At 72.3% G+C, this 18,032-nt stretch carries 17 protein-coding genes; 7 read left to right on the top strand and 10 right to left on the bottom strand.

Features of this window, described 5'->3' with window-relative positions:
• Window positions 1-92: 92 nt before the first annotated feature.
• Entirely contained in the window at window positions 93-827 is a 735-nt protein-coding gene (locus ABZ459_RS07680) for an alanyl-tRNA editing protein (RefSeq protein WP_357967184.1), read from the top strand.
• On the opposite strand, the gene ABZ459_RS07675 is transcribed toward ABZ459_RS07680, so the two are convergent.
• A complete protein-coding gene (locus tag ABZ459_RS07675; RefSeq protein ID WP_357967181.1) occupies window positions 824-1,741 on the bottom strand; it encodes a TetR/AcrR family transcriptional regulator C-terminal domain-containing protein in 918 nt (305 codons plus the stop codon). The genes ABZ459_RS07680 and ABZ459_RS07675 overlap by 4 nt on opposite strands.
• A 111-nt stretch (window positions 1,742-1,852) precedes the next feature.
• Here ABZ459_RS07675 and ABZ459_RS07670 point away from each other — a divergent pair, with 111 nt between their 5' ends.
• Together ABZ459_RS07670 and ABZ459_RS07665 are read left to right on the top strand one after the other, a co-directional pair.
• Window positions 1,853-2,941 carry an FAD-dependent monooxygenase gene (locus ABZ459_RS07670; protein ID WP_357967179.1) on the top strand — a complete coding sequence of 363 codons (1,089 nt, stop codon included), beginning with the start codon at window positions 1,853-1,855 and terminating at the stop codon, window positions 2,939-2,941.
• Between the two features lie 27 nt (window positions 2,942-2,968).
• A complete protein-coding gene (locus ABZ459_RS07665; RefSeq protein WP_357967176.1) occupies window positions 2,969-4,573 on the top strand; it encodes a DUF2207 domain-containing protein in 1,605 nt (534 codons plus the stop codon).
• On the opposite strand, the gene ABZ459_RS07660 is transcribed toward ABZ459_RS07665, so the two are convergent.
• On the bottom strand, window positions 4,570-5,478 hold the full coding sequence (locus ABZ459_RS07660) for an asparaginase (protein WP_357967174.1): 909 nt from the start codon (window positions 5,476-5,478) through the stop codon (window positions 4,570-4,572). The genes ABZ459_RS07665 and ABZ459_RS07660 overlap by 4 nt on opposite strands.
• A gap of 60 nt (window positions 5,479-5,538) precedes the next feature.
• On the opposite strand from ABZ459_RS07660, the gene dtd reads away from it, so the two are divergent.
• A complete protein-coding gene (dtd, locus tag ABZ459_RS07655; protein WP_357967172.1) occupies window positions 5,539-5,970 on the top strand; it encodes a D-aminoacyl-tRNA deacylase in 432 nt (143 codons plus the stop codon).
• A gap of 5 nt (window positions 5,971-5,975) precedes the next feature.
• Here the strand turns inward: dtd and ABZ459_RS07650 are convergent, their stop codons facing one another.
• The 4 genes from ABZ459_RS07650 to ABZ459_RS07635 form a co-directional block, all read right to left on the bottom strand.
• Window positions 5,976-6,914, bottom strand: coding sequence for a folate-binding protein (locus ABZ459_RS07650; RefSeq protein ID WP_357967169.1), 939 nt, complete (start codon window positions 6,912-6,914; stop codon window positions 5,976-5,978).
• Window positions 6,915-6,965: 51 nt separating this feature from the next.
• A complete protein-coding gene (locus tag ABZ459_RS07645; protein WP_357967168.1) occupies window positions 6,966-7,379 on the bottom strand; it encodes a Fur family transcriptional regulator in 414 nt (137 codons plus the stop codon).
• A gap of 312 nt (window positions 7,380-7,691) precedes the next feature.
• A complete protein-coding gene (locus tag ABZ459_RS07640; protein WP_352319738.1) occupies window positions 7,692-7,988 on the bottom strand; it encodes a DUF2470 domain-containing protein in 297 nt (98 codons plus the stop codon).
• 2 nt (window positions 7,989-7,990) lie between these two features.
• On the bottom strand, window positions 7,991-8,479 hold the full coding sequence (locus ABZ459_RS07635; protein ID WP_352319740.1) for an FABP family protein: 489 nt from the start codon (window positions 8,477-8,479) through the stop codon (window positions 7,991-7,993).
• A 68-nt stretch (window positions 8,480-8,547) separates the two neighbouring features.
• Between ABZ459_RS07635 and ABZ459_RS07630 the strand changes: the two genes are divergently transcribed.
• Complete coding sequence (locus tag ABZ459_RS07630) at window positions 8,548-10,041, top strand: sugar-binding protein (RefSeq protein ID WP_357967165.1); 1,494 nt, start codon at window positions 8,548-8,550, stop codon at window positions 10,039-10,041.
• A 9-nt stretch (window positions 10,042-10,050) separates the two neighbouring features.
• Entirely contained in the window at window positions 10,051-10,413 is a 363-nt protein-coding gene (locus ABZ459_RS07625) for a DsrE family protein (protein ID WP_352319743.1), read from the top strand.
• Window positions 10,414-10,418: 5 nt separating this feature from the next.
• On the opposite strand, the gene ABZ459_RS07620 is transcribed toward ABZ459_RS07625, so the two are convergent.
• On the bottom strand, window positions 10,419-11,132 hold the full coding sequence (locus ABZ459_RS07620; protein WP_352319745.1) for a glutamine amidotransferase: 714 nt from the start codon (window positions 11,130-11,132) through the stop codon (window positions 10,419-10,421).
• Window positions 11,122-12,351 carry a MurT ligase domain-containing protein gene (locus ABZ459_RS07615; protein WP_357967161.1) on the bottom strand — a complete coding sequence of 410 codons (1,230 nt, stop codon included), beginning with the start codon at window positions 12,349-12,351 and terminating at the stop codon, window positions 11,122-11,124. Before ABZ459_RS07615 ends, ABZ459_RS07620 begins: the two co-directional genes overlap by 11 nt.
• 181 nt (window positions 12,352-12,532) lie before the next feature.
• Here ABZ459_RS07615 and ABZ459_RS07610 point away from each other — a divergent pair, with 181 nt between their 5' ends.
• Window positions 12,533-12,943: a YjdF family protein gene (locus ABZ459_RS07610; protein WP_357967159.1), complete on the top strand. Its 411-nt coding sequence runs from the start codon at window positions 12,533-12,535 to the stop codon at window positions 12,941-12,943.
• A 33-nt stretch (window positions 12,944-12,976) separates the two neighbouring features.
• On the opposite strand, the gene ABZ459_RS07605 is transcribed toward ABZ459_RS07610, so the two are convergent.
• Complete coding sequence (locus tag ABZ459_RS07605) at window positions 12,977-15,946, bottom strand: ATP-binding protein (RefSeq protein ID WP_357967157.1); 2,970 nt, start codon at window positions 15,944-15,946, stop codon at window positions 12,977-12,979.
• Window positions 15,947-16,019: 73 nt separating this feature from the next.
• Window positions 16,020-17,966 (bottom strand): hypothetical protein, encoded by a 1,947-nt coding sequence (locus ABZ459_RS07600; RefSeq protein WP_357967155.1) that lies wholly within the window; start codon window positions 17,964-17,966, stop codon window positions 16,020-16,022.
• Between the last annotated feature and the right edge of the window lie 66 nt (window positions 17,967-18,032).

Raw genomic sequence — 18,032 nt, 5'->3', positions numbered from 1 at the left:
CAGCAAAAATCCCCATTATTGCGACGACCGGGGCGATTCTTCCTCGAAGCATCAGGCCACGCATAATCACCCCGGGGCACTAGGCTGCCGATATGACCGCCGACCTCCACGGACGCACGCAGCGGCTCGAACTGTCCGACCAGAGCCTGCGCGACTTCGAAGCCGTCGTGCTGGACGCGGCGCCTGAGGGGATCGTGCTGAGCAGGTCGGCATTCTATCCAGGCGGGGGCGGCCAGCCTGCCGATCACGGAGTTCTGATCTGGCAGGGCGTGGAGACGCGCATCGTCGGGGTGCGCAAAGGCGACGATCTCTACCTGATCCCCGCCGAGGGCGACCCGATCCCGCCCGTCGGCACGGTGGTGGAGGCGGCCGTGGCCGACGCCCGGCGTTCGGCGCTCATGCGTACGCACTCGGGGCTCCACGTGTTGTGCGGCGTGGTGTTCAGGGACTACGGCTGCCTGGTCACCGGCGGCAACATGGACGAGCTGAGCGCCCGCATGGACTTCGACCTGCCCGAGGTGCCGCCCGGCTTCAAGGAGGCCGTCGAGGACGCGTGCAACGCCGAGATCGCCGCCGACCGCCGCATCGACGTGCGCGTGTTGCCGCGGCGGGAGGCGTTCGAGATCCCCGACATCATCCGCACGGCCGGCAACCTGGTGCCCGAGGCCGTCCAGGACGTGCGCATCGTCGACATCGTGGGCCTCGACACGCAGGCCGACGGCGGCACCCACGTGGCCTCGACCAGGCAGATCGGCCGCATCAAGGTGGCCAAGATCGAGAGCAAGGGCCGCGGCTTCCGCCGGCTGCGCATCGCTATCTCCGACTAGCGCCCCTCGACCAGCCCGGCGAGCCCGTCGAGCAGCGCGTCGAGGCCGAAGGCGAAGAGCCGGTCGAGGTCGAGGTCGAACTCGCCGCCCAGTTCCTCGATGACGCCGGTGAAGGCGGTCAGCCGCCCCGACTCCGCCAGCGCCTGGAGCTCCCCCTCCCGGCTGGTCATCCACTCGTCGGCGGTCAGCCCGGTCGCGGCCTGGGCCTGCTGCTCCATCTCGATGTTGGCGGCCAGGCCCTGGACGAAGCTGAACAGCAGGGTGTGCACGTGCATCTTGCTGACCGGATCGAGAGGCGAGCCCTCCAGCGTGCGCATGACCCACTCGGTGTGGGCGATCAGGCTGGCAGAGGGCAACGGCCTGGTCAGTGACGTGACCCTGGCCATCCATGGGTGGGTGCGGTAGCCCGCCCACTGCACCCGCGCGGCGGTCTCCAGCCTGGCCCGCCATCCGTCGGGCGGCGGGTCGGGCAGCGGGAACTCCCTGATCACGTGGTCGATCATGAGCATGACCAGGTCGTCCTTGCCGCCGACGTGCCGGTAGAGGGACATGGTGGCCACGCCGAGCCGGCCCGCGACGCCGCGCATGGTCAGCTCGGCGAGCCCGTCGGCGTCGGCGATCTCGACGGCCGCGGCCACGATGCGGTCGCGGGTCAGGTCGTCGCCGGACGGGACGGGGGCCCGCCGCGCCCTGCCGCCGCGGGTCTCGGCCACGATCGTGCCGACGCGCGGCTCGGCGACCACCGCCCCCTCCTGGGCCAGCACCATGAGCGCCTTGGCGGCCGTGGCGAGCGCGACCTCCCAGTCGCGGGCGAGCTGCCTGGTGGAGGGCACCCGGTCGCCGGGGCGGAGCCGGCCGTCGGCGATGCGCCGCCTGATGTCCTCGACGATGCGCGCGTAGGGCGGAGCGGTCATCACAACCCTTTCTCTGTACTAGTACAGATCGTACCAGTGAACCCTTGTGAACTGCTGTATGTACGACGTACATTCAGTTCCGCGTACAACGTCAACAGCAGGGAGCGCATCATGAAGGTTCTGGTCTCGGGAGCGAGCGTCGGTGGTCCCGTCCTGGCTCACTGGCTGCGGCGGCGCGGCTTCGAGGTGGCGCTCGTCGAGCGCGCGCCGCGCCCGCGCAAGGGCGGCCAGGCCGTCGACCTCCGCGGCGCCGCGCTGGTCGTGGCCGATCGTATGGGCATCCTGGAGCAGGTCAGGGCCGCACGGACGACCATGCGCGGCATGTCCATGGTCGACGGCGACGGCAACGAGATCATGCGCAGCACCGAGGAGACGATCAGCGGCGGCCGGCTCGACAGCCCGGACGTCGAGATCGCCCGCGACGACCTCACCGCGATCGTCGGCGCCGTCACCGACGCCCCCTGCCGCTACGGCGACTCCATCGCCACCCTCACCCAGGACGGCGACGGCGTCGACGTGACCTTCGACAGCGGCGTGCGCGAACGCTACGACTACGTGATCGGCGCCGACGGCCTGCACTCCAACGTCAGGAGGCTGGCGTTCGGCCCGGAGGAGCGCTTCCTGCGGCACCTCGGCATGTACGTCTCCATCTACACCGCCGACAACTTCCTCGGCCTGGACCACTGGCAGCTCTGGCACCGCGAGGGAGAGGCCGGGTTCGGCCTTTTCAGCGACCGCGAGCCGGCGGTGATGAAGGTGAACATGGGCTTCGCCGCGGGCCCGATCGACTACGACCACCGCGACGTCGAGCAGCAGAAGCGCCTGGTCCAGGAGCACTGCTCGGGGTTGCGCTGGGAGGCGCCCAAGCTGCTGGAGGCCATGTGGCGGGCCGGCGACTTCTACTTCGACGCCATGGCCCAGGTCGAGATGGACCGCTGGTCGCAGGGCCGGGTCGCGTTGATCGGCGATGCCGCCCACTGCCCCTCGCCGCTGTCGGGGCAGGGCACCAGCCTGGCCCTGGTGGGGGCGTACGTGCTGGCCGAGGAGCTGGGCCGGCTCCCGGAGGGGGCGTTCGACCGGTACGAGCGGCGCATGCGGCCCTACGTCGCCCTGAACCAGGCTCTGGCCCTGGAGAATCCGGGCATGGCCGCCTCGCCCGAGAGCGTACGCCGGGCGGCCGACGGCATCACCCTGGATTGACACCCGCAACCGCTACGATGTCCCGCCATGACGGGTTTCAGACTCACATTGGCCGCCCTGGGAGCCACCGCTCTGACGTTGCCGGCCACCCCCGCCCTGGCGGAGGCCGGGATCACGGACCAGGTGACGATGACGCTCGCCAAGGACGGCACACTCCACGTGGTCGAGAAGATCACCGGGGCGTCCGGCGGCCTCAAGCGCACCCTGCTCACCAAGACCCGCTACGACGACGACAACGACCGCCTCTACCGGGTCACCAACGTCAAGGGCGGCAAGCTCGACGGCGACGTCCTGACCGTGACCGGCCAGACCGTCGAGTACGACGTCAAGGGCGCCGTGACCACCTCCGGCGGGGTCGAGGAGCTGCGCTGGTTCGCCGTCAGCGGCTGGAACGTCCCCGTGACCAAGGCGACCGTCCAGGTCAGCGGGCCGGGCCAGGTGCAGAACCTGTCGTGCTTCGCCGGCGACCTGACCTCGGCGATCGGCTGCACCTCGGCCTCGATGGACCACACCGGCACCCGGGCCGACTTCGAGCAGGACAACCTCGCGGCGGGCCAGGCCCTGACGGTGGTCGTCGGCTACCCCAAGGGTTCCAGCTCCGGGGCGCCCATCCTGGAGCGGCGCTTCTCGCTGGCCTCGGCGTTCACCCTCGACCTGGTCACCGGCGGCGCGCTGGCCGGCCTGCTCGTGCTGCTGCTCGGCGGCGTCGGCCTGCTCTACTGGACGCGCGGCCGGGACGCCCGGATCGCGGGCCACGAGAAGGGCGGGGTCGATCCCGTCCAGAACGGGCACTTCACCCCGCCGGACGGCGTGCGCCCCGGCCAGATCGGCACGCTGGTGGACGAGCAGGCCGACGTGATCGACGTGACCGCCACCATCGTCGACCTGGCCGTCCGCGGCTACCTGCGGATCGACGAGCAGCCCCGCCAGACCTACGACGCCCCCGACTGGCTGCTGGTCAGGCTGCAGAACGCGCCGGTCAACTCGCTGCTGCCGTACGAGCGCGCCCTCTACGACGCGGTCTTCGACGGCCGCGACGCGGTACTGCTGTCACAGCTGTCGGGCTCGTTCGCCAGCCATCTGGGCAAGGTGCGCGACGCGCTCTACACCGACGTGGTCGCGCAGGGCTGGTTCGCCCGCCGTCCCGACACCGAGCGCACCCGGTGGACGACGATCGGCGTCGTGCTGATCGGCCTCGGCCTGCTGGCCACGGTCGGGCTGGCCTGGTTCACCACGTACGGGCTGCTGGGGCTGGCCCTGGTCATCGCGGGCGGCGCGCTGGCCGTCGGGGGCCAGTACATGCCGGCCAAGACCGCCAAGGGCTCGGCCGCGCTCGCGCACACCATGGGCTTCCGCGAGTACCTGTTCTCCGGCGACCTCGGCGAGGTGCCCGAGCAGCACCGGGTGGAGCTGTTCTCGCGCTACCTGCCGTACGCGGTGATCTTCGACGGGGTCGAGCACTGGTCGCGGGTGGTGGCCTCGGTGACCGGCAACGGCCACCAGGCCGACAACCTCTACTGGTACCACGGGCCGGCGGAGTGGGACCTGTCCAAGTTCGCCGGGTCGATGCGCACGTTCACCACGACGACCTCGGGGGCCATCTCCGCCAGCCGCCAGTTCCGCACCCTCTAGCGGATCCGCAGCTCGCCGACCGGCCGGCCGCCGCCCAGCAGCGCCGGCCTGGCCAGCTCGGCCAGCTCGGGCGCGTCCAGGCCGAGCGAGCGCAGGGCCGCCACGGTGACGGGCACGCGGGCCCGCGAGGAGCCGTCCTCGATCTTGATCGTGCCGGCTCGGCCGTCCTCGAACGCGAACGCGTCGAACGCCTCCGCGCCCGCCTTCAGCATCAGCCCGGGGATCGCCCGCATGAGCTTGGCCTCGGGCCGGTCGGTGCCGGAGGTCCACTCGGGGTGAGTGCGCATGGCGTCGAAGATGCGCCGCTCGAACGAGCCCTCCGCGGCCAGCGGGAACGCCCTGAACGCCTTGGTCACCCCGAGCATCGAGACGAAGAACAGCGGCGCGCCGCAGCCGTCCACTCCGGAGGCGGCCACCCGCTCGCCGGTCAGGTCCTCGACCGTCGCGCGGATCGCGCGCTGGAGCGGGTGCGCGGGCTCCAGGTACGTCGTGAGCGGCCAGTCGTTGAGCACGCAGGTGGCCAGCATGGCGGCGTGCTTGCCGGAGCAGTTCATGTAGACCCGGCCGAACTCGGTCGAGGTGCGCTCGAACGGGTGGTCCTCCGGACACAGCAGGGCGGACTCGTCCAGGCCCGCTCCGGCCAGGATCTTCCGTACGCCGTCCACGTGGAACGCCTCACCGGAGTGCGAGGCGCAGGCCAGGGCCAGCAGCTCACCCTCCAGCTGGAGGCCGTTGCGCATCATGCCGAGCGCCTGCAGCGGCTTCATCGACGATCGCGGCGAGGCCGGCACGTGCACCGCTCCCCGCGTCTCCACCGGGACGCCCTGCGCGTCCACGGTCAGCATGCGGGCCTGATGGGTGGACTCCACGAACCCCGACCGGACAACCTCGACAACAAGCGACATTACGCGCCCCCTTTCGGCACGAGTCTACGAACAGTTCTTTCTGCGCCAGAATGGGATGCCATGCGAGCAGTCGTACAACGAGTGAGCTCGGCCTCCGTCGAGGTCGAGGGGCAGACGGTCGGCGCGGTCGACGAGCCGGGGCTGCTCGTCCTGGTCGGCGTGACGCACACCGACACCCGCGCCGAGGCCGCCAAGCTCGCCGCCAAGCTGTGGGGCCTGCGCGTGCTGCACGGCGAGAAGTCCTGCTCCGACGTCTCGGCCCCACTCCTGGTGATCAGCCAGTTCACCCTCTACGGCGACGCGCGCAAGGGCCGGCGCCCCACCTGGCAGGCCGCGGCCCCTGGGCCGGTCGCCGAGCCGCTGGTGGAGGCCGTGGTCGAGGAGCTGAGGGCGCTCGGCGCCCATGTGGAGACCGGCCGCTTCGGCGCCGACATGAAGGTCTCGCTGGTCAACGACGGGCCGATCACGCTCGTCCTCGACATCGACGCCTAGCGGGGTCAGCGGATCCGGCGGCGCAGCGAGGGGTCGATGGTGACGTTGCGACCGGCGTCGGGCGGCACGACGACCTCCTGGGCGGCGGCCACGCCACCGGCCAGCAGCGGCGCGTCGACCGGAACCGTGCGCTTGACCACGGCCAGCGCGATCGGGCCCAGCTCGTGGTGGCGGGCGGCCGAGCCGACGACGCCGATCTCCTGGCTCTCGAAGATCACCGGGTCGCCGTGCGCGGGCAGGGTGTCGACGCTGCCGTCGAGGTGCAGGAACACCAGGCGGCGGGGCGGGTGGCCCAGGTTGTGGACGCGGGCGACCGTCTCCTGGCCGCGGTAGCAGCCCTTGCTCAGGTGGACCGCCGAGCCGACCCAGCCCACCTCGTGGGGGATGGTCTTGTGGTCGGTCTCGAAGCCGAGCCGCGGCCGGTGGGCCTCGATGCGCAGCGCCTCGTACGCCCACAACCCCGCCAGGGGCCGGCCCAGGTGATCGGCCAGCTCCGCCCGCGGCACCAGGAAGTCTTCGGTCGCCGTGGAGAGCACCGCCAGGTCGTCGGCCCGCGACACCTCCACGCGCAGCATGAACCGCATGCGGTCGAGATAGTCGATCAGGCTCTGCGCCGTGCCGGGCTCGACGTGCGCCAGCACGCTCTCGCCGTCGTCGACCAGCGTGAGGTGATGCAGGACGCGGCCCTGGAGGTCGAGGTCGAGCGTCTGGGTCCACTGGCCGGGCGTCAGCGTGTCGAGCTTCTGCGAGGTCAGGTCGTTGAGCCATTTCAGCCGGTCGGCGCCGGAGATGCGGACCACCTCGCGGTTGCTGCGGTCGACGACCGCCTCACCCTTGGCCAGTGCGCGCTGCTCGGCGAACAGGTCGCCATAGTGCGCGGCTACGTCGGCGTCCGGCCCGTCGGCCGCGACGGCGCCGGGGAGATCGAGCAGAGGGCTACGCATGCATCCAAGGCTATCCGCCCGCGCGACGGCGCCCGACGCCGGTGCCGGAGGTCAGCGGCAGTTGCGGCAGCGGCCGAACACCGTGAGGTGATGGACGTCGGCGGCGAACCCCAGCTCCTCGTCGAGCCCCTTCACCAACCCCTCGGCCAGCTCGGGACGCACCTCGAAGACCTCGTCGCAGCCCCGGCACACCAGGTGGACGTGGTCGGCCTCGGCCGCCAGGTGGTAGGTCGGCGCGCCGTGACCGAGGTGGGTGTGGGTGACCATGCCGAGCTCTTCGAGCAGTTCGAGGGTGCGGTAGACGGTGGAGATGTTGACCCCGCGCGCCGTCTCGCGCACTTTGGTGCAGATCTCCTCGGGCGTCGCGTGCTCCAGATCCTTGACCGCTTCGAGCACGAGCTGCCGCTGCGGGGTGACCCGGTAGCCCTTGGCGCGGAGTTCCTCGTGCCACTGCGTCTCGGTCATGCCCCCGAGTGTAAAGCGCACGATCGCCTGTTCGCGGCCGTCTGATAATTACTTGCCCCCGGCGCTCGCGACCGCATAGCTTCGTGAGTACGCGGAAAGGAGGTGGTCCGAATAATGGATAGTCATAGTCGGGCTAGCGAGGTGGTTGTCCGCTAGCGCTGCGGACTGTTGTCTCGTGTCGCAAGCGAATCCGAGGCAACCACCGGGGCCCCTGGCAGCCGGAGGGCGGGATGTCGTATCCCGTCCATTGGTCCATCCGGCCCGTCTGCTCGGCAGGCGGAGTGTTGCCCGGGGCCCTTCTTGTTTCTTCCCTCAGTGTTCCCCGTGGGGTTCGATGCCCAGCTCGGCGCAGGCCGCCCGGTAGAGGCGCACGACCGCCTTGCGCACCTGGGCGCGCTCGGTCAGCGTCTCGCCCCACGGCACGCGCACCCGCTCGCCGCCGTCGACCGTGAACTCCATGGCCTCGGCGTCGACGTCGCTGGTCACCGCCGAGGTGGCCTGCGGCCGGCCGCCGAGCCCGCGCACGATGACCAGGGCGTCGCCGGTGTGGTCGTCGTTCATGTGGCGCTTGATCGCCTCGACGGCGTCGGGGGTGAAGGGCGAGGTCATGCTCAGGACACCTTCTTCAGCTCGGCCGACATGTGGTCGGTGAGCGGGTGGCCCACGGCGGCCATCTCGTAGGCCCACATCAGGTTGCCGTTGACCAGGCCGTAGAGGCGGTGGCCTGCGGTGTACTCCTTGGCCGTGGAGGTGCGGGCCACGACGTCGGTGCGCAGCTCGATCTTGTGGAAGACGACCTCGCCGATGTAGATCTCGACGATGCCGGTCGGGTGCGCGAGCACCACCTCGATCTGCCGGTCGGGCTGCGGACGCCAGTAGCCGGACTCGGTGGCCAGCGGCCTGACCCGGTTGCCGTCGTTGTCGAGCAGCCACGTGCGGCTGACGTAGGTCAGGAACGGCTTGCCGTTGTGGCCGAACTCGATCTCCTGGCCGAAGTTGAAGCTCTCGATCGTCGGATAGCCGCCCACGCCGGCCCCCTCCCAGCGGCCGAGCAGGAACGCGATCTGCTCCAGAGCGGGGTGCACCTCAGGTTCTTCCATGCTCACCAAGCCTAGTCCCGGTCGCTAACCTTCTGGATCGGGGAGAGGTTTCGCCGGGGGGAGCCGCGATGCTGGATGCCTGGGCCGTGCCGCCGCACGTCGACGTGCTGTTCGTGGGCGCCCATCCGGACGACGAGTACCAGTCGTTGTCCACGTTCGGGCAGTGGCGCGAGCGCTGGGGGCTGACCACCGGCATCGTGACGGTCACCCGCGGCGAGGGCGGCGGCAACGCCGCCGGGCCGGAGAAGGGCGCGGCGCTCGGCCGGATCAGGGAGGCCGAGGAGCGCGAGGCGGTCGCGCACGCGGGCATCCGCGACGTCTTCTACCTCGACAGACCGGACTTCTGGTACACGCTGTCGGCGCCCCTGACCGCCCGCGCGTGGGGGCCGGGCACCCTCGGGCGGCTGGTCGAGACGATCAGGGCCACCAGGCCCTCGACCGTGGTGACGATGGACCCGCGGCCCTTCAACCAGCACGGCGGGCACCAGCTCGCCGCCCGGCTGGCCGTCGAGGCGTTCCGGCTGGCCGCCGACCCCGCCGCGTTCCCCGGGACGGGCGCGCCCTGGCGGGCCACCCGGCTGCTGACCCAGAACTGGGGGCTGCGCGGCCCCGTGGGCCCCGGCTGCGCGACGGCCGGCCTGCGCGACCCGGCCACCGGGCTGCCGCAGCTCGGCGTCTGGGCGGGCGCCTGGTCGCCGCGCCACCGCGCCACGTGGGCCCAGCGGGAGCGCGACGCCGAGCGCGCGTACCGCACGCAGGGGTTCGCCGCGCGGCCGGCGAAGGTGGCCGGGCCGTTCGGGTGCGACTGGTTCTCGGTCGTCTTCGACGGCGGGCGGCCGGTGCCCGCCCCCGTCGTCGAGCAGGCGGGCCTGCGCCCTCTGTACGCCGAGTTCCGCGACTGGGCGCGCGCGACCGGCCTGCCGTGGCTGGCCAACCGGGCGCAGCCCGACTACCCCGAGCCGCCTGCCACCACGCTCCCGGTCGCCGGGCGCGCCCCCGTGCTCGACGGCCTCGCCTCCCCCGGCGAGTACGCGGGCCCCGCGCTGCCCCTCGCCCACTGGGAGGGCGAGCGTTGCGCGGCGGCCGACTGCGCCGCGACCGCCCGGCTGACCCGCCACGGCGCCGACCTCTACGTCCAGGTCGAGGTCACCGACGAGGCGCGCGGCGCCGCCCTCGACGAGTGCGAGCGCCACTGGCGCACCGACGCGGTCGAGATCGCCCTCGACCCGCGCGGCGACTCCGACGACACCTCGACCACGTTCAAGCTCGGCGTCCTGCCCTACACCGCCGAGGGCGGCCCGTGCGCGGCCCGCGACGCCGACGCCCGCCAGGGCCCCGCCCCGCGGGTGGGCGTGGCGTCCGCGGCCCACGACGGCGGGTACGGCGTCGAGGTGCGCATCCCGTTCGCGCTGCTGCCCGCCCTTCCCACCGCGCTGAGAGCGAACGTGCTCGTCTACGACTCCGACACCGAGGACAGGACCGGGCAGACGCGCCTGGCCTGGTCGCCGTTCGGCAGCGCCCAGGCCGATCCGTACGTGTGGGGCCGCGTCGGTCAGGGTTAGGGTGACGCCATGGCACGATCATTGGTGATCAAGGTGACCGCGGGGGCGGACGCCCCTGAGCGGTGCAACCAGGCATTCACGGTGGCGGCGGCCGCGCTCGCGAGCGGTGTGCCGGTCTCCCTCTGGCTGACCGGCGAGTCGTCCTGGTTCGCCCTGCCGGGGCGGGCCAAGGAGTTCTCCCTGCCCCACGCGGCGCCGCTGGCGGACCTGCTCGAAGCCGTCCTGGCGGCCGGCCGGGTGACCCTGTGCACGCAGTGCGCCGCCCGCCGCGACATCACGGTCGACGACGTGATCGAGGGCGTGCGCATCGCCGGCGCCCCCGCCTTCGTGGAGGAGGCGGTCAGCGAAGGCGCCCAGGCCCTGGTCTACTAGGCCCGTCAGCCGGACAGGACGGTGCTCAGCCGCTCCTGGCGCAGGGCCTCGTAGCGGGAGTCGTCGAGGGGCGTCAGCTCGCCCACGCGCCACGACAGCAGCAGGTCGGCCAGGGCCGGGTTGCGCGCCAGTGCCGGGCCGTGCAGGTACGTGCCCACCACGTGGCCCGCGTAGCAGCCCTCGAAGCCGTCGCCGTTGCCCACCCCGGCGACCGTCTTGGACAGCGGCCGGACGCCCGGGCCGAGGTGCGTGACGCCCATGTGGTTCTCGAAGCCGGTCAGCGTGGGCAGGTTGAGCGCGGCGTCGACCTCGGCGACCAGCTCGCCCACGGCCCGCGCGGGGCCGCGCGAGCTGGCGATGTCGAGCAGGCCGATGCCGTCGACCGGCTGGCCCTCCTCGCCGCCGAACGTGCTGCCCATGATCTGGTAGCCGGCGCACACGGCCAGCATCGCCGCGCCCCGCGCGATGGCCCGCTGGAGCCCGCCGTCGCGGCGCAGGCGCTGGGCGGCCAGGATCTGGGGACGGTCTTCGCCGCCGCCGATCAGGTAGATGTCGCCGGTCTCCGGCACGGGGTCGGCCGAGCGGACGTAGACGGTCTCGACCTCGATGCCCCGGCGCTGCGCACGCTGCTCCAGGACGAGCACGTTGCCCTGGTCGCCGTAGGTGCTCAGCAGGTCGGGGTAGATCCAGACGATGCTGAGGGCGCTGTCAGACGGCACGTCCGAACTCCGATCGGATCTGCTGGAAGGCGGTGTAGTTGGCGATCACGTCGACCCGGCCGGGCGGCTGCATGGCCAGCGCCTCGGAGAACGAGCTGCACAACGTGAACGGCACGTCGGCCACGTCGAGCCGGAGCGCCAGGTCGAGCCGCCGCTCACCGGTGACGAAGACCGGACGGCCGCGCAGGATGCGGTAGTCGACGTCCCACAACCACGAGGTGTCGCGGCCGTCGGGGCCCTGCGCGTTGACCGAGAGGATGATCGGCAGTTGCGGGTCGGCGACGTCGAAGGCCTCCAGCCAGCCCGCCGGGTTCTTGCTCAGCAGCAGCCGCGCGTGGCGGCCGTCGCGCTCGACCGTGGTGTAGCGGCCGGCCACCGAGGTGACCTCGCGCAGCCGGGGCAGCGCCCGGTCGACGGGCATCCCGAACGCCTCGGCCACGGCCAGCGCCATCACCGCGTTGGAGCGGTTGGCCAGGCCGGGGAGCTGGATGTCGAGCATCCAGCGCTGCCCGCGCGGGTCGATGGCGACGTCGTCGTCGAGCACCCACTGCGGCTCTGGACGGTGGAAGGTGCACTCACGGCAGGACCAGTCGGCGTCTTTGCGGTCGAGGGGGCCGCCGCACTCGGGGCAGCACCAGGAGTCCTCCTTCCAGCGCTGGCCGCCGGCGACCCAGGTGACCTTGGCGGCCGTGGAGGCCCCCCAGGTGACGAGGGGGTCGTCGCAGTTGGCGATGACGTGGGTGGGCCTGCCCGACAGCGCCCTGCGCCACTTCTGCGCGAGCAGCCAGATCTCGGCCGCGCGGTCCATCTGGTCGCGGCTGAGGTTCATCAGGCAGACGACGCCGGCGCCGGTGGTGTCGAGCACCTCCGGCAGGTACTTCTCGTCGACCTCCAGCACGCCGTAGGGGGCGCCCTTGTGCTGGGAGAGCGCCGAGACGTGCCCGGCCGGCATGTTGGCGCCGAAGGCGTTGGTGGCGACCTCGCCCATGTCGAGCAGCGCGGAGGTGATCAACCTGGTCGTGGTGGTCTTGCCGTTGGTGGCGCTGACCAGGGCCAGCTTGCGGTCGCGGGCCAGCTTGCGCAGGAGGTCGGGCTCAAGCAGCAGGCCGACCCTGCCGCCGATCACCGAGCCGTCACCGCGCCCGGTCATCCGCGAGAGCGTGGCGGCGCTGCGTCCCAGGGCGCTGGCGAGCTGAGCCCGCAGAGGAAGCTGGGTCATGCACATGGATCCTAGTCGCCGTTGAGTCCTACTCTGGAGTTGCACACGAAAACGCGGCCCGGTTGGTAGCCCGGGCGAAGCATCACGTATCCGCCCTTCCAGGGATGTCCGGTGTGCCGGAGGCGGCCTGTCCAGGTCGCTTTCCCGGCATGTCTGGTGAAGGGCGGAGAAGATGGTCACGTTGTCGGTCTATTTGGACGGCCCGTTCTGGGTCGGGGTGCTGGAGGTCGCCGAGGGCGGGCGGCTGCGGGCGACCCGGTTCACCCTCGGGTCCGAGCCCACCGATCCCGAGCTGCACGCGTACCTGATGCGCCATGGCGTTTCGCTGCTGGAGCAGGCCCATGCCGCGCCCGCCGTGGCCGGCGGGGAGCGCGCGCGGCGGGTCAACCCCAAGCGGGCGGCCAAGCTGGCGGCGCGGGCCGCCGCCCAGGTGTCCGTACGGAGCACGGCCGCGCAGGAGGCGATGCGGCTGGAGCTGGAGAGCCGCAAGCGGGAGGCCGCCCAGGGGCGGCGGGAACGGCGGCGCGAGCTGGCCGAGCACAAGCGCGAGGTGGCCCGCCGCAAACGCCTCGAACGCCGCCGCGACCGCTGACCCGCCCCAGGCGAGGCCAGGGCGAAAGGGACGTCAGGCCGAGGGGGCGTCGACGAAGGCGATCTCCGGGGCGCCTCCGTGGTCGAACGGCAGGACGAACCGCTGCGGCCACGACAACACCCCCTCCAGCCAGCCCGCGCCCATCGTCTGGCCGACGTGCCTGAGCCTGGCCGACGCCTCGATGCCGATCGCCACGTTCGTGATGTCGCGCTGCACGCCCTCGTTCTCGTCGTCGCCCAGGATGACCCGCCAGGCCAGGGCCCGGTTGTGGTCCACCTCCATGGACAGCGGGTGGTGGCGCAGGGCCTTGGCGCGGTGGCCGAGCAGCTCGGCGTGCACCAGGTCGGCCGCGCCGTTGCCGTTGGACTGGCGGAACAGGGCGTACTCCATGGGCGGGGCCGGGCTGCGCAGGTTGGGGGCGGGCTGGCCGTACGGGAAGAGCCGGTCGACCTCGTGCAGCCAGCGCACCTGCGGGATCACCCACGACGCGCCCGGCCGGTCGCCGCCCGGCTCGGCCCCCGACAGCAGCCGCGCGGCGACCTCGGCGGCCTTGTCGGTGAGCAGCGCCGGGTCGAACCAGCTCCGCAACGACCAGGCCCGCCGCTGGACGGCGCGTTCGACCAGCGTGGCGAGCAGGCACTCGCGGCGGCGGGCGGGCAGCTCGGCCCAGGCGGCCGACAGGGTGCGCGGCACGCCGGGCAGCGGCCGGTTGCTGACGAAGGCGAGCACGACCGTGTCGCACCAGATGCGCAGCCACGCCCAGTCGGGCCCGTCGGCGAGCACGTCGGCCTCTCTGAGCTCCACCAGGGTGCACGCCTGGCCGGTACGGCACTGCGCCCCGCACGCGGCCGACCTGCGCCCGCGGATGGGCGGCTGGGGGCCCGGCAGCGGCTTCTCCCGCGACTCGCCCAGCGGGACGCGCACCCGCAGCGGCCGGTCCATGCCGTCGGCGAAGACCGCGGCCGAGCCCGGCTGGAGCGAGACGACGTGCCTGGACTGCTCGTCGCTGAGGTTCATGGCCGCGCCGACGAGCTTCCTGTCGTCCTCGGCGGGCAGCCGGTGGACGACCTTCAGCGCGGTGTTCTTCACGACGTCGGAGACGAGCTTGGTCGGGATCTGCTCGGCCACCACGATGCCCTCGCCGTACGCCCTGATCTCGGCGAGCAGGCCGGCCAGCAGCTCCACGGCGTGCGTGGAGGCCCGGCCGTGGCCGCGGTCGCGCAGCAGCCGGTGGGCCTCCTCGATCACGATGACGTGCCGCAGCCCGGCCGACTTCTCCTTCCTGGCCCGCATGCGCAGGTGCTCGACGATCCGGATGATCAGCGTGCCCATGAGGAACGCCTTGTCCTCGTCGTTGGCGACGTCCTCGATGGCGAGGACGACGTTGCGCTCCAGCAGGCCGCCGATGTCGGCCGGGTGACCGCCCTCGAAGAAGCGCCCGGCCGAGCCGACCCGCAGCGACCGCAGCCTGAGCGAGATGAAGCCCTCGACGTCGGCCTGGACCTCGCGGCCGTAGCCGATCTCCTTGATGACGTCCATGGCGTGCTGCTGGAGCTGTTCGAGCGTCGGCACGCTGGGCGGGACGTTCGAGCCGGGCACGGCGCCGCCGGTCACGACGTCCCAGCCGGTGGCCTCGTAGACGCGTTGCAGGGACAGCGACATGATCTGCGGGAACGGCTCCTCGGCGTCGAAGGCGGCCATGAACAGCGCCCTGATCATGTCGATGTGCGCCTGGACGGGGTAGCCGGGCTCGGGTTCGAGCGGGTTGACGCTGAGCGGCACGCCCTCGGGGGCCGACGGGTTGATCACCGTCACCGGGTCGGCGATGCGGCCGGCCATGGCCGCGTACTCGGACTTGGCCGGTTCGATGGCCAGCCAGGGGATGCGCGCCTCGCTGAGCTGCTCCAGCAGGTGCCGGACGGTCTGGGACTTGCCCGAGCCGGTCGCGCCGGTGACGAACGCGTGCCTGTTGAGCGTGGCGAGGGGCACCCGGAAGCTGCCCACGCCCCTGTCCTGGCCGTCGAGGATCTCGCCCAGCTCCAGCTCGCCGCCGTCGGCCTCGGACGTCACGTCGAAGAAGCCGGAGTCGAGCACCCGTACGCCGGGCACCTCGCGCCTGGGCAGCCCGGCCAGCGCGGCCAGCGCCCCGGCGGTGGCCGCGAAGGGCGCGGCGGCACCGTCGGCCGGGTCCTGCATGGTGATGGCCAGGGCCTCCGACAGCGCGTAGACGGCGCCGTGCGCGCTGCGCAGCCGGTACGGGTGGTGGCTCATCTCGACCGACCCGACGAGCACGGGCGCGATCTGCCGCAGCTCCTCGGCGGCGGCCCCGCCGGCCAGCACGCGCACGTTCCACAGGCCGGCCTCGCGGAAGGCGTCGAGCTCCTGCATGCGGCGCTCGGCCCGCTCGGCGTCGAACCGGGATCGCTCGGAGGCGTCGCCGTACTGCCGCAGGACGTTGAGCTGGGTGCGCAGGTGCGCCACCTCGGCGTCGAGCAGGTCGGTCGGCTCGGCCACGACCAGCCAGGCGAACGGCCGCGACATGAGCGTGACCAGCGTCGACTCGAACAACGTGGGCCGCTTCAGCTCGTCGGGGTCGGACCCGGCGAACTCGCGCCCCCGCCCGCCCAGCGGCGGCGCCTGGCGGCCGGGGCAAGGCGTCCAGACCAGGTCGGCCAGGTCGGCCAGGTACTCCTCGTCCAGCTCGATCCCCCGCGCGCCGCCCGGGAACAGCAGCGGCTGGGGCCCGGTCGGCAGGCCGGGCACGTCGGTCGCCCTGCGCGGCTGGCGCGGCGGCGAGAGCGGGCCGGCATTGGTGATCAGTTCGAGCGGCGCGCCGGAACCCCGCGACAGCCACCCGATGACGAACGGCCGGTCACGCTGCGCCGCCGACAGCACGGCGGGCAGCACGGTGACGAAATCCCACTCCGCCGACGAGCTTCGCGAGGGTGCGGCGATCGACTGGATCCGATACCAGGGCCCGCTCAGCGAGACACTCGGCTGCATCTTCAATTCCCCCACAGTCGGTTCTCAGTAAACTCCCGCTGATCGTCAGCTCCTCACCACGCCCTTGACCAGGTCATTGCCTGCCCTTGCGCCAGTCAAGGCGTGGCGGTGGTGGACCGAGGTTGGGTGGCGGCTCCTCGCCCTCGTCCTTCGCCTCCAGAGCCAGCACGGCCTCGCGCACCTCCTCCAGGTCGCCCAGCGTGGTCTTGGGGAAGGTGAGGATGGCCGGGTTGGCGTCGGCCAGCCGCACCCGCCGGCCCTCGGCGGTCGCGTCGGTGACGATCACGGACGTCGTGGGGAGTTGCTGGAGCTGGTGCGGCTCGACCAGGAACTCACGCGAACGGTGGAGCACGCGCTCGGTCTCGGAGATCTTGTCGGCGGTCCTGCCCCACTCGGTGGACTCGGTGATGTCCTCGGCCAGGTCGGCGCGGCCGTCGTCGTCGCGGTCGTGCCGGGCGTCGTCCACCTGGGAGATGGTGGAGGTGTAGCCGCCGTCGAGGCCCGGCAGGGCGTCGCTGATCGTCTCGGTGAGCTGGGCCAGCTCCAGCCGGTGCTCGGTGCCGACGTGCTCGCTGGCGACCCGGGCGTCCTCGGCGTTGCCGAGGCGCATGAACGCCACGGCCGCGTGGCCGCGCCCCAGGCGCTCCTTCACGGTGGGGGTCAGGCTCCGGTACGTCAGCACCAGCCCGGTACGGGAGGTCTCGCACGCGTCCATGAGCCGGTCGAGCACGTCGCCGCGGAGCTTGTCGGCGCCCGCCACGATGATCGTGTGGTACCAGGGCCGGTCGGAGGCGGGCGACTGGCGCAGGATGTGGGTGAGCGCGGTGGCCACGTACGTGCCGAGCACCCGGTTGCCGAACACGCCGGCCTGCCGGTCCATGCTCACCACGCGCAGCCGGGCGGGCGGCAGCCGCACCGCCTGGGTGCCGAGCGTCTCCAGCTTGCGCAGCTGCGACTCGAGGGCCCAGGCGCGCTCGATCACCACCCGGTCGCTCACGCCGCGGCCGAACAGCGTGCCGATGCGTTCGAGCTGGGTCGCGGTGATCAGGCCGAAGCGCAGGTCGTCCCGCGGGTCGCCGACCTGCGCCAGGGCCCGCAGGGCGGCGGTGACCTGGCTGATGGTGGCGTTCTCGCCGAGCACTTCGAGCACCCGTTCCAGGATGGCGTTGTCGAAGCTGAGGTCGCGGGTGGTGCGGTGCTCCTCGCTCACGCTCACCACGTGGGCCAGCACGTCGGCGAACGCCTCCGGCTTGAGCGTGGCCCCGAGGTCGAGCTTCGGCAGGTCGACCGGCAGCACCCAGACCAGCGGGTCGTCGCCGCCCTTGCGGGCCAGCTCGATCAGGTCTTTGGCGATCGCGCCCTCCGACAGGTCGAGCACGGTCAGGTGGCCGCCGCTGTAGAGCCGGGTGGCGCCGAGCAGCGTGATCAGCGCGGACCAGCCGGGCAGCGTGCCGCCGGCCACGTCGATGCGGTCGATCTCGTCGGGGACGGCGACGGCGTACCAGGTGAGCTGGCGTTCGTGGCGCTCCTTCGACTCCTGCCAGTCGCGGTAGCGCCGGGCGTGCTCCTCCTGGGCGCGGAACAGCTCTTTGTCACGTTCCTGACGTTGCCGGTCGTCCCTGGCCTGCTGTTCGAGCACCCGGTAGCGGACCGCCCGGTCGCCCTGGAGCAGGGCGTAGGTGCAGATGCCCGCCACGCCGCCGGCCGCGACCAGCCCGAGCAGCGCGAACGACCACCCCAGGTAGCCGCTGAACGCGGCCACGAGGATCAGCGCGGACATGGTCAGGCTGATGGCCCGGATGACGCGTACGGGCCGGTTGAGCATGTCCTCCTGGAGCCGCTCGCGGCGCAGCGCCTCGGCCGCCGCCCGGCCGGTCGACTCCGCGTCCGGCGCCGGCTCCTGGACGGGCGAGGGACGCTTGGGCGGCGGCCCCGGGTCGGGATGCAGCAGGATGTACTGCCACCCCAGGTAGATGCGGTCCGCCTGGAGCTGGGCATGCTCGGGATGCACGTCCGCCACGTGACCCTCCGGCCGCGATATGTCGTTAGTTGCAGGGGCCAGCCCTTTTCCGCTCCGTGACAGCGT

This window comes from Nonomuraea sp. NPDC005692 (assembly GCF_040631115.1).
GTDB lineage: Bacteria > Actinomycetota > Actinomycetes > Streptosporangiales > Streptosporangiaceae > Nonomuraea.
The sequence above is the reverse complement of the archived record's forward strand: the minus strand, read 5'-3'. Positions and strand labels throughout refer to the sequence as shown.

What these genes read in the sequence shown, in the direction of transcription:
- ABZ459_RS07680 (WP_357967184.1), top strand. Translation starts at nt 93, where the DNA reads ATGACCGCCGACCTCCACGGACGCACGCAGCGGCTCGAACTGTCCGAC.
- ABZ459_RS07675 (WP_357967181.1), bottom strand. Translation starts at nt 1,741, where the DNA reads ATGACCGCTCCGCCCTACGCGCGCATCGTCGAGGACATCAGGCGGCGC.
- ABZ459_RS07670 (WP_357967179.1), top strand. Translation starts at nt 1,853, where the DNA reads ATGAAGGTTCTGGTCTCGGGAGCGAGCGTCGGTGGTCCCGTCCTGGCT.
- ABZ459_RS07665 (WP_357967176.1), top strand. Translation starts at nt 2,969, where the DNA reads ATGACGGGTTTCAGACTCACATTGGCCGCCCTGGGAGCCACCGCTCTG.
- ABZ459_RS07660 (WP_357967174.1), bottom strand. Translation starts at nt 5,478, where the DNA reads ATGTCGCTTGTTGTCGAGGTTGTCCGGTCGGGGTTCGTGGAGTCCACC.
- dtd (WP_357967172.1), top strand. Translation starts at nt 5,539, where the DNA reads ATGCGAGCAGTCGTACAACGAGTGAGCTCGGCCTCCGTCGAGGTCGAG.
- ABZ459_RS07650 (WP_357967169.1), bottom strand. Translation starts at nt 6,914, where the DNA reads ATGCGTAGCCCTCTGCTCGATCTCCCCGGCGCCGTCGCGGCCGACGGG.
- ABZ459_RS07645 (WP_357967168.1), bottom strand. Translation starts at nt 7,379, where the DNA reads ATGACCGAGACGCAGTGGCACGAGGAACTCCGCGCCAAGGGCTACCGG.
- ABZ459_RS07640 (WP_352319738.1), bottom strand. Translation starts at nt 7,988, where the DNA reads ATGACCTCGCCCTTCACCCCCGACGCCGTCGAGGCGATCAAGCGCCAC.
- ABZ459_RS07635 (WP_352319740.1), bottom strand. Translation starts at nt 8,479, where the DNA reads ATGGAAGAACCTGAGGTGCACCCCGCTCTGGAGCAGATCGCGTTCCTG.
- ABZ459_RS07630 (WP_357967165.1), top strand. Translation starts at nt 8,548, where the DNA reads ATGCTGGATGCCTGGGCCGTGCCGCCGCACGTCGACGTGCTGTTCGTG.
- ABZ459_RS07625 (WP_352319743.1), top strand. Translation starts at nt 10,051, where the DNA reads ATGGCACGATCATTGGTGATCAAGGTGACCGCGGGGGCGGACGCCCCT.
- ABZ459_RS07615 (WP_357967161.1), bottom strand. Translation starts at nt 12,351, where the DNA reads ATGACCCAGCTTCCTCTGCGGGCTCAGCTCGCCAGCGCCCTGGGACGC.
- ABZ459_RS07605 (WP_357967157.1), bottom strand. Translation starts at nt 15,946, where the DNA reads ATGCAGCCGAGTGTCTCGCTGAGCGGGCCCTGGTATCGGATCCAGTCG.